Raw genomic sequence first — 13,816 nt, 5'->3', positions numbered from 1 at the left:
GCAGGATGTTAATAGTGCGTAATGCCTGGCTGTCTTTTATTTCCAGGCTCGGTTTTTTATTTGGCTAAATATTTCTACGAAAGTGGATTGTTTTTAGTTATTGTTGCTGAAGCTTTGTTATTGTCTTAATGAAATAAACATGTTTTTATCTCTCCGCAGTTGAACAGGGATCGCTGCTTTGTGAATATTAATAATATTTACATGCAGGGAATAAATGTTATCTGTCATACGAATAATATACGGCGCGTTGTTTTTATTTTGACGATAAAGTCGTGCGATACGGATATCTGGGTAAATGTTAAGGCGGGGTATGCCAGACGAGGAAAATAAAGCGCTTTCAGTCATGGGCTTCCTTATCGAAAAGCGTGTGATTTATGACTGTAGAACAAAAAAACTCATCTGCCTTCATGGTACAGCGAAACCTATCTCTCTGAGGAAAACCCAGTCGTACTTACTGGAATATCTCTTTAATCATGGGGTTAACAACGTTGTTTCTGATGAGATGCTGATGGTTGATGTCTGGGAGCGAAACGGCCTTCGCGCGTCAGCTCAGCGGGTTTGGCAGGTTATAAATGATCTCAAATATAACGTTAGTAAATCAGGCGTAAGTGATGAGTTTATCCTGAGGGTTTCCCGAAAAGGATATTTTATTAGATCAAGCAGCGTGCAAGCTTTATTTTATCATGCAGAAAATCAATGCTGATATTCGTTGGATAAAATAACGATAAGGTTTGGTGGTAATACATTGGTTGTTTTTAGTTAATGTTAATAATGTCAGGTTTGAGGTTATCGATGAAAAAATTTTTACTGTCCGTTGCCGTCTCTGTCGCGATTACGATGCCCGGATTGGTTCACGCTGAGGAAACGGCGACGATAAATCAGGTGGTGCGACCGGAAGTGGCTGAAAGGGTCAAGGCTTATGAAGGGGCTGAAGGCGTCATTGTGTGGACACTGCGTTATGGTAAACCGGAAGAGAAAAAATTAATTGTGCAGGTGACAGATATTGATCATCCATGGAATAAAAAAATTCATGTAATGAACGTGGATGATGTGGGGGCAAAAAAATATGTTTACACACTGGTTGATGGGAAAAAATTTACCGTCTTGTTTTTTAACAGTAATGGGTGGGGGGAACTGAATCTGCCGGGCGAAAATAAAGCGATACCAATATATTACAGCAAAGCATACTCCTCCGCAGGAAACGCCCAGGCTTTTCTGACTGATTATCTTGAATCGGAGAAATAAAAAAGCAGTATCTGCTCTCTTACGACCCAATCATACGCGTTACGACGAAGCGGCAAGATTGAGCCAACCACAGTTGCTGGCATAAGTTAGCGACTGTGGTGAAGTTAAGGGTAGCTGACGTAAAAACTACCCGGCAGGCGTAACAAAACTGACAGGATTATCATTTTCGCGTCACTTTTGAGTCAGTATGGCTGCGTTAAGGTGAACGCTCCTTAAAGAAGGAGGCTTTCACGATGGGTATGCAACAGATGGTGGTACATGAGATCCAGCAGTGGATCGATGAAAACCTCGACCGTCCGCTCAGAATTCGCGATGTTGCCACGCGGGCCGGTTACTCAAAATGGCATTTACAGCGTCTTTTTCAGGAAGTGATGCAGGTGCCGTTGGGGATTTATATCCGCAATAAGAAGCTGGAAAGCGCCGCTGAAGCGTTGCTGACCACGGAAGATTCGATCATCACTATTTCCACGCGCTATGGTTATGACTCACAGCAAACCTTTACCCGCACCTTTGCCCGTAAATACCATATGCCGCCTGGCGTATGGCGGCGGTACCATCAAGGCTAGCGTAGAATTGACGCCACGATATGTGGTTAATCATCCGGTTGCATTTTGTCGCTAAAACGGTGAAAAAATGTCAGCTAAATGTCAGCCCAACAGCGGTAACATTGCGGCTATGAATATGTTTGCGGCAGGTGCCGGAACGTTGAAGGAGTCGCCCCTTTGAAGCTGTTACTCATCGAAGACGAGGAAAAGACCTCGTCATATATTAATCGCGCGCTGAGCGAACAGGGTTTCACTCTCGATGTCGTGGATAATGGCGTCGAAGGGCTGCACCTGGCGCTGGAGTACGAGTACGATGCGATTGTGCTGGATATCATGTTGCCCGGCATGGACGGTTACCAGATTCTGGAGCGCCTGCGCGCCTGTAAACAGACGCCTGTGCTGATGCTCTCGGCGCGCGGCTCGGTTGAGGAGCGGGTAAAAGGGCTGCGCCACGGCGCGGATGATTATCTGCCAAAACCCTTTTCGCTGATCGAGCTGGTAGCGCGCATTCAGGCTCTGCTGCGCCGCAGACCTGGCGACGGCGCGGACATCACCCAGTTGCATATCCACGATCTGCATCTCGATCTGCTGGCGCGGCGCGTAACGCGCGGCGGCGATCGTCTGGAACTGACGGCCAAAGAGTACGCGCTGCTGAGCCTGCTGGCGCGTCATCAGGGCGAAATCTTGTCGAAAATGATGATCGCCGAACAGGTCTGGGACATGAACTTTGACAGCGATGCCAATGTGGTCGAAGTGGCGATTAAACGCCTGCGCGCCAAAGTCGATAATCCCTATCCCGTTAAGCTGCTGCATACGGTGCGCGGTATGGGGTATGTGCTGGAAACCCGCCAGGAGAGTAAAGCCAGTTGAACGCGCTCTCTTTGTGTAAACACTCGATTGCCGGACGCATGGCGCTGATGTTCGCCGTGGCGTATGTGTTTGTCGTCGTCACCTTTGGCGTTGTACTCAGAAGCTCGTTGTATGAGTCGCTGCAAAGCCAGATGCATAACGAATTATTATTCCGCGAATCGCTGATGGCACCGTGGGTGGAAAACCGTCAGTCCATCGACGGCTGGAAAACCCTGACCACTAAATTTAACACGCTCTCCTCCTATGAAGGCGGGCGCGTGAAGTACTGGCTGGTGGCCGATGATCCCCGCTTTGATATGGGCGGCCCGCCGCCGAAAGGCGTGGAGTGGGCTTCGTTGAAAAACGGGTTCAGCACCGCGCCAGGCGAAACGGAAGCCTCCTGTCTGCTGTTCCTCTACTCCCGCGAAATCCCGGCGAGCGGCGAACGCCCAGCGTTGCGCTATGTGGTGGCGATCGATTCCACACCTTATATGGGCACGCTGTATGAATTTACCTGCGCGCTGGTGCTGGTTAGCTGTATCGGTGTCTTCCTGATTGCGCTGCTGGGCTATCTGATTGCCCGTTTCGGTATGCGTCCGGTGAATACCTTGAGCGAACAGGCGCACCAGCTTGCGCCGGGTAATCACGGCCAGCGTCTGCAGGCGCACACTTTGCCGGACGAGCTACAAACGCTGGCGGTCTCGTTTAACGGCGCGCTGGAGCGCCAGGAGATCGCCTGGCGCCAACTGGAGAGCTTTAATGCCGATGTGGCGCACGAACTGCGTACTCCGCTGACCAACCTGATTGGCCAGACGCAGCTTGGCTTGTCGCGTCAACGCTCCATAGAAGAGTTACAGGATCTGCTGGAGTCCAACCTCGAAGAGCTGGAGCGCATGACCTCCATCGTCAACGATATGCTGTTTTTATCCCATGCCCAGGCGGGCGAACACGCCACCCAGCTCACCACGGTTTCTCTGCGCGAAGAGGCTTACAAAACGTTTGAGTATGTCGAGCCATCGTTTGCCGAGAAGAATCTCCAGGTGCAGGTCGAGGGGGATGTAACGGCATCCATTGACCGCCGTCTGTTCCACCGTTCGCTGGCGAATTTGCTGGAAAACAGCGCCCGCCATGCGCCGCAGGACAGCACAATCATTGTGCGGCTGCAAAACGTCGGTGAACAGGCGCATGTCGCGGTGTCGAATAACGGCGAGGAGATCGCGCAAAGCCATCTTGCGCGGCTGTTTGAACGTTTCTATCGTGTGGATGCCTCCCGCACCCGCAGCGATACGCACCACGGGCTGGGGCTGTCGATTGTCCGCGCGGTGGCGAATATGCATCAGGGCGATGTGTTTGCCACCAGCGTAAATGGGATCAATACCTTCGGTTTTACCCTGGCGCTAAAGCGCGAGGCAGCCAGTGGCGAGGCGGAAAAGCGCTAAGGGCAACTACCTGATGCTGAAGCGGCGGGGAAGATGCCGCCGTATTCTGCGCGACGCAGGTTTCTCAGCAGCGAAACGCTTCGTTCTTCTGCGCCAGACTCTTTACTTCAAGGTAGCGCTTTAAATCATAATATATATGTTTTAGCATATATATAAATGAACGCCATCGAGACTCAGCATGCTACATCCGGTTCAGCTTTTCAAAACGCTCGCCGATGAAACCCGCCTGTCAATTGTGATGCTGCTTCGCGAAGCCGGAGAGCTTTGCGTCTGCGATCTCTGTGCGGCGACGGGAGAATCGCAGCCCAAAATTTCCCGCCATATGGCTATCCTGCGCGAATACAACCTGGTTATCGACCGGCGAGAGGGGAAATGGGTTCATTATCGTCTCTCTCCGCATATTCCGGCCTGGGCCGCTGGCGTCATCGATACCAGCTGGAACTGTCTGCGAGAAGAGACGCGCGAAAGGCTAAAAGCCGCAGCGTCCGGCATGTGTTGATGTCTTAAACACATTTATAAATTCATATGTGATGGAGTAAGCGATGTTACTGGCAGGGGCAATTTTTTTGCTCACTCTGGTGCTGGTTATCTGGCAGCCGAAGGGGTTGAGTATTGGCTGGAGCGCGGTGATTGGCGCCGGGCTGGCAATGGTCTGCGGGGTGATTCACCTTAGTGATATCCCGGTGGTATGGAATATCGTGTGGAATGCGACGGCCACCTTTATTGCCGTCATTATTATCAGCCTGTTGCTGGATGAATCCGGCTTTTTCGCATGGGCGGCGTTACATGTTGCCCGCTGGGGAAACGGACGCGGTCGGCTCCTGTTCACGTATATTGTCTTGCTTGGTGCTGCGGTGGCCGCCTTATTCGCCAATGATGGCGCGGCGCTGATCCTGACGCCGATTGTGATTGCCATGCTGCTGGCGCTGGGTTTCAGCAAACGCGCCACGCTGGCCTTTGTGGTGGCGGCCGGGTTCATTGCGGATACGGCAAGTCTGCCGCTGATTGTCTCGAATCTGGTCAATATCGTCTCGGCTGATTTCTTCCGGCTCGGGTTCAGTGAATACGCTTCGGTGATGGTGCCGGTGGACATCGCAGCGATTATCGCGACGCTAATCATGCTGCATCTCTTCTTTCGCCGGGATATCCCGCCGGTGTATGACCGGGAAAAACTGCGGGAGCCGGCGCTGGCGATTAAGGATCGTGCAACATTTCGCACCGGTTGGGTTGTTCTGCTGCTGCTTCTGGTCGGTTTTTTTGTGCTGGAGCCGCTGGGTATTCCGGTCAGTGCCATTGCGGCGGCTGGCGCGCTGATTCTATTGTTGGTGGCGAAAAAAGGTCACGCCATCAATACCGGTAAAGTGCTGCGCGGCGCGCCGTGGCAAATTGTGATTTTTTCGTTGGGGATGTACCTCGTCGTCTATGGCTTGCGCAACGCCGGATTAACTGCGTATCTCACCGACATCCTGAATATGCTGGCCGATAAAGGATTATGGGCGACCACGCTGGGAACGGGGTTCATCACCGCGTTCCTCTCTTCGGTGATGAATAATATGCCGACGGTGCTGGTGGGCGCGCTGGCCATTGATGGCAGTTCGGCAACCGGCGTAATGAAAGAAGCGATGGTTTATGCCAACGTGATTGGCTGCGATCTTGGGCCAAAAATCACGCCGATTGGTAGCCTGGCGACGCTGCTGTGGCTGCATGTGCTGGCACAAAAAAATATACGCATAAGCTGGGGCTACTATTTCCGTACCGGTATGGTCATGACGCTGCCGGTACTGTTTGTCACGCTGGTGGCGCTGACGCTGCGCCTCTCTATTCATCCGTAACGGGACACTGCTATGAGCAACATCACTATTTATCACAATCCGGAGTGCGGCACGTCACGCAATACGCTGGCGATGATCCGTAACAGCGGCGAAGAGCCGACCGTTATTCTCTACCTTGAAACGCCGCCATCGCGTGATGAACTAAAGAAACTGATTGCGGATATGGGCATTTCGGTGCGGGCGCTGCTACGTAAAAACGTCGCGCCTTACGAACAACTGGGGCTGGCGGAGGAGACATTCACCGATCCGCAGTTGATCGATTTTATGCTGCAGTATCCGATCCTGATTAATCGCCCGATCGTGGTGACGCCATTGGGGACGCGGCTGTGTCGCCCTTCGGAAGTGGTGCTGGATATTCTGCCCGGTCAGCAAAAAGGGGCCTTCACCAAAGAAGATGGTGAGCAGGTTGTGGATGCCGCAGGCAAGCGAATCGAGTAACGGCTTTTCGGGTTGCGAAAAGAGAAGGGGGGCACGGCTGGCCCCCCTTTTTCATTCACCGGCTGCCGGATATCCGGCCTGCGGCTTATTTATACAGTGTCGCAACGCCGTAATATTTATCATCGCCACCGGCAGAAATGATTTTAAAGCTGCTGGCACCGTCTTGTGTTGCTTTCTGCTTCAGCTGGTGTTGCAGGTCGCTTAAGGTATCGGCACCGGAAACGGAGACGCTGCCCATCGGCTGCATTCCTGCCCCAGAGGTCACTTCCGTTGCTGCCCAGGTTGCCGTAGAGAAAATAACCAGAGTCGTTGCGAAAAGCGCTGCTGTAACCTTTTTCATCTTAACCACCTCATATTTTACAGAAGTAAAAAATCGTCCTTACAGCGGCTATTTTACGCGGCGAGGCTGACAAGTTTCTGACCTGAAAATTACGAACTTGTCAGATAACAAAACTCAACAATTCTTTTAATAAAAAGAGGTTACGCACAGGGAAGAATACAAAATCAGCGGGGAAAAGAAGAGGCGGCGAGCGCCGCCTCGGTACAGAATCAGAACTGATAAACCATGCCTACAGCGACAACGTCATCGGTATTGATGCCAGCCGCTTCGGTGAATTTATCGTCATCGATCAGGTTAATTTTATAATCGACGAACATATTGAAGTTTTTGTTGAAATAGTAAGTTGCACCCAGGTCAACATATTTTTCGATATCTTCATCACCGTAGCTAACACCACTGGTATTGCTGCCGATTTTTTTGCCTTTCAGCGCGTTATACGCAACGAACGGCTGTAAGCCAAAGTCGAACTGATAGCTGGCATAGGCTTCAAAAATCTGCGATTCGTTAGCATAACCGAAGGTCTGCGTATCGCTGGATGAGCTACCAAAGCGTGAAGCGTTATAAGCCTGAGTAAACATGGCTGCCAGATAAATACTATTGGCGTCATATTTGATTGCGCCGGAATAGGCTTCAGCGCGTTTACCGCTGCCATAAATATTGGCTGTATCATTCTGCGCATTAGTACGATCGGCAGAACTCATCGCACCAACAACGCTTACGCCTGCGCCAATGTTATATTCCAGCGACATACCGTAGCCGTCGCCATTCTGGCGCAGCACATTACGACCGGCACCCGATTCACCCGCACCGTCATTTTTACCCTGATATTGCAGTGAGAAATTCAGACCATCAACCAGGCCGAAGAAATCAGTGTTACGGTAAGTCAGCATGCCGTTACCACGGCTGAACATAAACTGATCGGAACCGTAGGTCATACCATCGAACTCAGGCTGCATATCGGTATAACCCAGTGAGTCATACAAAACGCCTTTATTACGACCGTAATCCAGTGAGCCATAATTGGCGAATTTTAAACCAGCAAAACCATAACGAGTACGCGGTGTATTGGTATCGCCTTCGGATTTATTGGCATCGATATGCATCTGCCACTGGCCGTAACCCGTGAGCTGGTCGTTGATTTGTGTTTCACCACGGAAGCCAAGACGCATATAAGTCTGGTCGCCATTCCAGCCGCTATTATCAGAAAAATAATGTTCTGCTGAAATCAAACCATATAAGTCTAACTTATTACCGTCTTTATTATAGATTTCTGCAGCCTGTACAGAAGAGCACAGCACCGCAGCAGAGACTAAAAGACTCAGTTGAGAAATTTTCATATAAATAAACCCTTAGAAATTGCCACTGTTTTTTAATAGCAACAAGAATCCGCCGCCATTTATGAAAATGGTTCATGGTTAATTCAGGTTGTACCCCACTGTTTATCATCGGGGATCCGTTTCTGTAAATATGTAAATTGTTTTTAGCACAGATTGATAAATATTTACCTTGATCCGGTTGAACTATTTTTTATCGCACATATCGATAATATTTTTGCGCCACGAGTGGGGTAAGTTAACAGCGTTTTATTAACCTCATTGCATTTTTTAGTTGTCTATTGCTTATTTTTTAATATCCCCGGGGTATTCCCCGGGAGTTTTATTGGCAATATGTGCTTTTAAATTTGCAGGGTTAATCAGGTGGCTGTTTCGTCTGGCTGCTAATAGCGGATATTTGATTTTTAAATATCCGCCGCTGCTGCATGGTTAAATATAATTAATATAGTTGAAGGAATTAAAATAGCAGCAAATAAAAAAGGCCGGAAATTCCGGCCTTTGGCTTGAAATGGCTCATCGTCCTCCGTGATTTCGCGTGCCGGGGAAACCGTATCCATCGCCTTCGCGCCGCTCACCGGTTAAATTCCCGGCGTTGACGTTTCATTATCAACGGCCGGTTTTCGTCACCGCGTTCGATACGCTTAACATCATGCAACCGCACTTGTGCGCCGTCTCGGTTCACTTTCAGCAGAATAGTGCCCCTTGCGCCGGGGGGGTTATTGGGATCAAACCAGGCGCACATCGCTGACTACGAACCGACAGCGTGGGGCCTGCAAGCATCACAATAATCGCCAGCGCCCGGGCAAAAATGGGGCGGCTGATGAAAACGTTCGATATCCAGGCGTTTTCAAAAACAAAGGGCAGGCAGAATCAAATTGGCGCGTGGGCGGTTTCTGTCTTACCGTTTAAACGCCGAAAGCGGGAGGGCGGTAAACAGTATTTTTTTGCAAAACTACGGGTAAACGACTGTTGCGAGTCGAAGCCATATTTCCACGAAATGGAGAGTATGCTTTCGTCACTCTGGATTAAATCGCGCGCCGCCATTTCCAGTTTTCTGTCGCGAATATAATTCGCCAGGTTGGTATTTTTCACCTGATAGAAAACGCGTTGCAGATGCCACTTGGAATAGCCGGAACGCTGTGCCACATCTTCTATTTTCAGTGGCTTATGAATGTTGCTGTCAATCCAGATGAGTAATTCATCGATGATATGTTCGAGTTTGAGCACTGAAGCATCCTTTTTAGTAACCTTGATTTTTTGTCAATCACAATCCCGGTTGATTAAAATGCCAGACGTCTTCGGTGAATGAGCGAGGAGGGGGATTGTCGTGCCGTTATTTATAAATTTCGGCATCACCGTGCAGTTTATTATTGCCGGTCGTCGCTAATACCCGAAAAGCGCTCGCACCTTGCCGATCGGCTTTTTCGGCAAGCTGATTCACCAGTTCATCCAGCGTCAGCGCATTGCTGACGGAGACCACGCCAATTCTTTGTTTGCCGGTGCTGTCGTTAATTTGTACAGCGGAAAAGGCCGGTTGTGTTGTGCTTAAAATAAACAAAGTGGCCAGGATAAAAGTAATTCGTTGCATAAAAACCTCGTCAGTTTTGTGGGGAATATTACTACCATAACGATCGTGATATTACCGTCTGGGTAAGCGCTGATTAAGATGTGATTATTACTTGGGGTTATGAAGTAAATTCATTAAAGGTATTTTCAGAAGGCCTCTATAACATGAAAACAAGTGACCTGCTTCGCAATTGGAGCCATTTTGCCGCACGATTCGTGAATTATGAACATATATTTAATGGCAGGCAGAGTGTAGCATAACCCGCAATGACATAATCTGACAAAGGGGCAGAAATGCTAAAAGATAATTTTAACGATCTGTTCTATTTAATTGTGGTAGCGCGCGAACGGAGTTTTACCCGCGCGGCAGCAAAATTGGGTGTATCGCAATCGGCGCTCAGCCATGCTATTCGCGGGCTGGAAGAGAGACTGCAAATTCGCTTATTAACGCGTACTACCCGCAGCGTTGCGCCAACCGAAGCGGGTGAATCATTAATTAATAGTATTGGCCCACGTTTTAAAGAGATTGAGGAAGAACTGATTGCGCTGACCGATATGCGCGATCGTATGGCGGGGAATATTCGTATCACATTGAGCGAACACGCTTTGCATTCCACCGTGTGGCCTGTGCTGCAACCTTTTCTCGAAACCTACCCCGATGTTCACGTTGAATTAACCATTGATAATACCCTGACCGATATTGTCACTGAACGTTATGATGCCGGTATCCGCCTTGGCGAGCAGGTTGCCAAAGATATGGTTGCGGTGCGTATTGGCCCCGACTGGCGCATGGTTGTGGTGGGTTCTCCGGCTTATTTTGCGCGTTACGGTAAACCGCAAAAGCCCCATGATTTACAGAGCCACAACTGTATTAATATGCGCTTGCCAACGCTTGGCGGATTATATGCATGGGAATTTTCTAAAGATGGACAGGAGATCCGCGTGCGGGTCGAAGGGCAATTAACCTTCAATAATCTGGCGTCGCGTATTAATGCGGCAACCAGCGGAATGGGGCTGGCGTTCGTACCGGAAGATTGCGTTGCCGATGCAGTAGCGCAGGGAACGCTTGAGACCGTGCTCGATGAATGGTGCGAACCTTTTCCCGGCTACTTTCTCTACTATCCGAGCCGCAAACAGCATACCGCCGCCTTCGCGCGTTTAATTGACACGCTGCGTTACTCTGCGCATTGAATAAGCCCGATGACGCAGCACCGTTGATGACGAGAAAAAATATAAGCGGTTTATTAATGCGTTTACGCGGAATATTTATGAGCGATATTCATAGATAAAAGCGGCGGCGAAATAGCTGATGTAAAAAAATGAAATCTAACAATAAGCTGACAGCGCAATGACATCACGGTTAGCTGTGCATGCCATATTTCAATTGGTAAGAATAATAGCTTGAAGTGTTAAATCCCTTGTCGAAATATCAGCGTATGCTGACGCCGGGAGTTGCCTGAAAAGGATTTCTGGACATAAAAATTAACGTTGGGAATAGCGCATAAAATCAATGCTACGAGAGAATATTGTCAACCTGTTATCCTTTATTGAAGTGGCTCGTGAGTGCAGTTTTACGAAAGCGGCGGCAAGGCTCGGCGTTACCCAATCGACGTTAAGTCATTCGGTGAAAACGCTGGAAGAGCGTCTGGGGGTGAAGTTGCTAATCCGCACCACGCGTAATGTCGCGCCAACGGAGGCTGGCGAACAGTTGCTGGATATCCTTATTCCGCGTCTGGGGGAAATTGATGAAAAGCTCAATGACTTAGCGAGTAATAACAGTGCGCCGGTGGGAAATATTCGCATTGCCACCAGCGAACATGCTGCGGACGCTTATTTATGGCCAAAGGTAAAAGAATTTCTGGCGGCCTGGCCCAAAATTAATGTCGAACTGTTTATCGACAATGGTTTTAATAATATTGTCGCTGAACGTTTTGATGCTGGCGTCAGGCTGGGAGAATTCATTGAAAAAGATATGGTTGCGGTACGCATCAGCCCTGATTTTCGTATGAAGGTCGTCGGTTCTGCCGACTATTTTTCACAGCATTCCGTACCTGTGACCCCGGATGATTTATATCAGCATGAGTGTATTAATTTTCGTCTCTCGACGAGCGGAGGTATCTATTGCTGGGAATTTGCCAGGGCCGGGCAGGAAGTAAAAGTTAAAGTGAAAGGGCGATTTATTGTCAATACCGTGAGGCAGTGCGTGGAAGCGGCAAGCGCCGGGCTAGGTCTGGCTTATGTGCCTGAGGATCTGGTTAACGATGCGCTGGCATCCGGCGAATTGGTACAGGTGTTAGAGGCGTGGTGCCCGGTTATTCCCGGTTATTTTCTCTATTACCCGAACCGGCAACAGCACAGTAATGCCTTCCATTTATTTATTGAAGCGGTGCGTCGCCATCCGCTTTGAAAAAACCTTCCCGACAATAAAGTTTGAGCACCATCTCATCAGGGATCATGTAACCTTTTCCCGCCACCCGCAGTATAAAATCTTCTGGTAAATCAAATTGCTCCAGCTTGCGCTTCAGGTTATTCATTACCTGCCACAAACGCTGGCTGGAGCAGCGCAGGCCGTGGTTTTCCCACACATGGATCTGCAATGCTTTATCCGCCACTACGGTGCCAACCGCATGACTTAACAGGTAGGTCAGCAAGTTAGCCATTGTTAGCCGTAAATTGACATTGCCTCCCGCAGATCCATAGCGGATAAGGCTTTTTTTAAACGGTAAAAATTCTATTTCGCTATTTTTACCCAGGCGATAGCCATAAACAGTGAGTTTTTCCATCGTTTCAATCCAGATATACAGGGAAGAGGATGAAAAGCGCAGAGTGCTTCTTTTCCGTCTTCTCTGGAAAGGCGACCACCGGAAGGAAAAACTTAAATTGTGGCGTAAAAAAACTTTCGCCTCTGGGCTGCCCTGGCCTCAGAGGCTGTCAGAAGGAATATCGTTGGTCCATTTGGTTGCCGCCTTAATCAGCTCCGCAATCATGCTGCGGTTGAAACCCAGACGGTGACCAAGGGCGCTGACCTCTTCCCACTGGTGCTGTTCGTAGAGTTCGATCAGGCGCAGGTAAGGGTACAACGTGCCTTTCTTTTCCCGCAGCGCCAGCATGACGTTGGCGGAGATATCGATCTGGGTTATCAGATCCGCCATCGGCATTTCGAAAATGCTGTCGAGCTGTGAAAAAAGGCCGACGATAAAGGCATCGTCTGCGGAGTGGCGGCTGATCGAGTGCGCCGACGCCAGCTCGCAAAACTTGGCGCGTATCAGGCTCTGGCGATAAATATCATCGGTCTCGTCTTTATTGACCGATGTCAGGCAGGAGACCAGCACGAAGCGGCGCAACTCATTGGTGCCAAGATAAAAAATAATATCTTTTAACGACTGGCTGCGGATATGTTTAATACCGCGGGCGTTAAAGACAATATTTTGCGCATAACGCATGATTTTGAACGACAGCGCCAGATCCTGCTTCAACAACGCCTCGATCTTATTGAAATTCGGCGAATCGGTATTCACCTCTTTCATCAGTTTCAGGGTGATAGCCTGATTCTGAATCAGCTTGTTGGCGGAGTGGATCACCGGCTTGCTGAAAAAATGGCCCTGAAACAGCGTGCAGCCTATATTTTTAAAGCACTCATACTCTTCCTGCGTTTCGACTTTTTCCGCCAGAAACACCGTATCTTTCAGTAAGGCGCCTTTATCTTTGATATAGCCGCTTATCTCTTCTGGCGTGTTTATCCGCACATCGAATTTAATGATGTTGATATAGGGGAGAAAGTCATTCCAGCCATCGCCAAGTTCGAAGTCGTCCAGTGCAATGCGAAAGCCGTGTGCAGAGAGCTGTTTTACCGTGTGCAGCAGCAGCGGCGTCGGTTTGGCCGTTTCGAGAATTTCCACAATTACTCTATCTTTCGGCAACGTTTCCGCCATGCCCTGTACCAGCAATTCATAGGGGAAATTGACGAAAATAGCGCTGTACTCTTTCAGACGGCCCAGCGGCGCGCCGAGAAATTGTTCCACAATAATTTGAGCAGTTGCGTACTCCGGCGTGACGTCGGGAAACCGGTTCGTCATACTGTCTCTGAACAACAACTCGTAACCGACTGTGTTCATATTTGCATCAAAAATCGCCTGGCGGGCGACAAAAGAGAACATGCGAAACTCCACTTACAGATGCCTGCAAATCTTTTAAAAGTCGGTAATGCGCGAGTTTGACCTGGTCAACC

At 49.4% G+C, this 13,816-nt stretch carries 17 protein-coding genes; 10 read left to right on the top strand and 7 right to left on the bottom strand.

Going from position 1 to position 13,816, the window contains the following annotated elements:
* Positions 1 to 310: 310 nt before the first annotated feature.
* From AWR26_RS18815 to arsC, 8 genes are all read left to right on the top strand, one after another.
* Positions 311 to 703 carry a winged helix-turn-helix domain-containing protein gene (locus AWR26_RS18815; protein WP_167351152.1) on the top strand — a complete coding sequence of 131 codons (393 nt, stop codon included), beginning with the start codon at positions 311 to 313 and terminating at the stop codon, positions 701 to 703.
* A gap of 89 nt (positions 704 to 792) precedes the next feature.
* Positions 793 to 1,245 carry a hypothetical protein gene (locus AWR26_RS18810; RefSeq protein ID WP_064568059.1) on the top strand — a complete coding sequence of 151 codons (453 nt, stop codon included), beginning with the start codon at positions 793 to 795 and terminating at the stop codon, positions 1,243 to 1,245.
* A 233-nt stretch (positions 1,246 to 1,478) separates the two neighbouring features.
* The gene (locus AWR26_RS18805; protein ID WP_043954427.1) at positions 1,479 to 1,811 is read left to right on the top strand and encodes a helix-turn-helix domain-containing protein; all 333 of its coding nucleotides are present in this window, start codon (positions 1,479 to 1,481) and stop codon (positions 1,809 to 1,811) included.
* Positions 1,812 to 1,967: 156 nt separating this feature from the next.
* Entirely contained in the window at positions 1,968 to 2,660 is a 693-nt protein-coding gene (locus AWR26_RS18800) for a heavy metal response regulator transcription factor (protein WP_007373715.1), read from the top strand.
* Between the two features lie 11 nt (positions 2,661 to 2,671).
* Positions 2,672 to 4,078 carry a heavy metal sensor histidine kinase gene (locus AWR26_RS18795; RefSeq protein ID WP_064569061.1) on the top strand — a complete coding sequence of 469 codons (1,407 nt, stop codon included), beginning with the start codon at positions 2,672 to 2,674 and terminating at the stop codon, positions 4,076 to 4,078.
* 178 nt (positions 4,079 to 4,256) lie between these two features.
* On the top strand, positions 4,257 to 4,577 hold the full coding sequence (locus AWR26_RS18790) for a metalloregulator ArsR/SmtB family transcription factor (protein WP_064568057.1): 321 nt from the start codon (positions 4,257 to 4,259) through the stop codon (positions 4,575 to 4,577).
* Positions 4,578 to 4,620: 43 nt separating this feature from the next.
* Positions 4,621 to 5,910, top strand: a complete 1,290-nt coding sequence (locus AWR26_RS18785) for an arsenic transporter (protein WP_064568055.1) — start codon at positions 4,621 to 4,623, stop codon at positions 5,908 to 5,910.
* A gap of 12 nt (positions 5,911 to 5,922) precedes the next feature.
* Positions 5,923 to 6,348: a glutaredoxin-dependent arsenate reductase gene (gene arsC / locus AWR26_RS18780; protein ID WP_064568054.1), complete on the top strand. Its 426-nt coding sequence runs from the start codon at positions 5,923 to 5,925 to the stop codon at positions 6,346 to 6,348.
* Positions 6,349 to 6,433: 85 nt separating this feature from the next.
* Here the strand turns inward: arsC and AWR26_RS18775 are convergent, their stop codons facing one another.
* From AWR26_RS18775 to AWR26_RS18755, 5 genes are all read right to left on the bottom strand, one after another.
* Positions 6,434 to 6,688: a YdgH/BhsA/McbA family protein gene (locus AWR26_RS18775; protein ID WP_064568053.1), complete on the bottom strand. Its 255-nt coding sequence runs from the start codon at positions 6,686 to 6,688 to the stop codon at positions 6,434 to 6,436.
* A 209-nt stretch (positions 6,689 to 6,897) separates the two neighbouring features.
* Positions 6,898 to 8,025: a porin OmpC gene (gene ompC, locus AWR26_RS18770; RefSeq protein ID WP_064568051.1), complete on the bottom strand. Its 1,128-nt coding sequence runs from the start codon at positions 8,023 to 8,025 to the stop codon at positions 6,898 to 6,900.
* A gap of 401 nt (positions 8,026 to 8,426) precedes the next feature.
* Complete coding sequence (locus tag AWR26_RS18765; protein ID WP_156525217.1) at positions 8,427 to 8,597, bottom strand: hypothetical protein; 171 nt, start codon at positions 8,595 to 8,597, stop codon at positions 8,427 to 8,429.
* Positions 8,598 to 8,892: 295 nt separating this feature from the next.
* The gene (locus tag AWR26_RS18760) at positions 8,893 to 9,249 is read right to left on the bottom strand and encodes a helix-turn-helix domain-containing protein (protein WP_043954418.1); all 357 of its coding nucleotides are present in this window, start codon (positions 9,247 to 9,249) and stop codon (positions 8,893 to 8,895) included.
* A 106-nt stretch (positions 9,250 to 9,355) separates the two neighbouring features.
* On the bottom strand, positions 9,356 to 9,610 hold the full coding sequence (locus AWR26_RS18755; protein ID WP_064568049.1) for a YdgH/BhsA/McbA family protein: 255 nt from the start codon (positions 9,608 to 9,610) through the stop codon (positions 9,356 to 9,358).
* A gap of 272 nt (positions 9,611 to 9,882) precedes the next feature.
* On the opposite strand from AWR26_RS18755, the gene AWR26_RS18750 reads away from it, so the two are divergent.
* Entirely contained in the window at positions 9,883 to 10,779 is an 897-nt protein-coding gene (locus tag AWR26_RS18750) for a LysR family transcriptional regulator (RefSeq protein WP_064568047.1), read from the top strand.
* A gap of 319 nt (positions 10,780 to 11,098) precedes the next feature.
* Positions 11,099 to 11,995: a LysR family transcriptional regulator gene (locus AWR26_RS18745; RefSeq protein ID WP_064568045.1), complete on the top strand. Its 897-nt coding sequence runs from the start codon at positions 11,099 to 11,101 to the stop codon at positions 11,993 to 11,995.
* Here AWR26_RS18745 and AWR26_RS18740 read toward each other — a convergent pair.
* Positions 11,964 to 12,371: a winged helix-turn-helix domain-containing protein gene (locus AWR26_RS18740; protein ID WP_064568043.1), complete on the bottom strand. Its 408-nt coding sequence runs from the start codon at positions 12,369 to 12,371 to the stop codon at positions 11,964 to 11,966. The two genes, AWR26_RS18745 and AWR26_RS18740, sit on opposite strands and share 32 nt — an antisense overlap.
* A gap of 138 nt (positions 12,372 to 12,509) precedes the next feature.
* Entirely contained in the window at positions 12,510 to 13,745 is a 1,236-nt protein-coding gene (locus AWR26_RS18735; RefSeq protein WP_064568041.1) for an EAL and HDOD domain-containing protein, read from the bottom strand.
* Positions 13,746 to 13,816 lie beyond the last annotated feature (71 nt).

This window comes from Kosakonia oryzae (assembly GCF_001658025.2).
GTDB classification, from domain to species: Bacteria; Pseudomonadota; Gammaproteobacteria; order Enterobacterales; family Enterobacteriaceae; genus Kosakonia; species Kosakonia oryzae.
The sequence above is the reverse complement of the archived record's forward strand: the minus strand, read 5'-3'. Positions and strand labels throughout refer to the sequence as shown.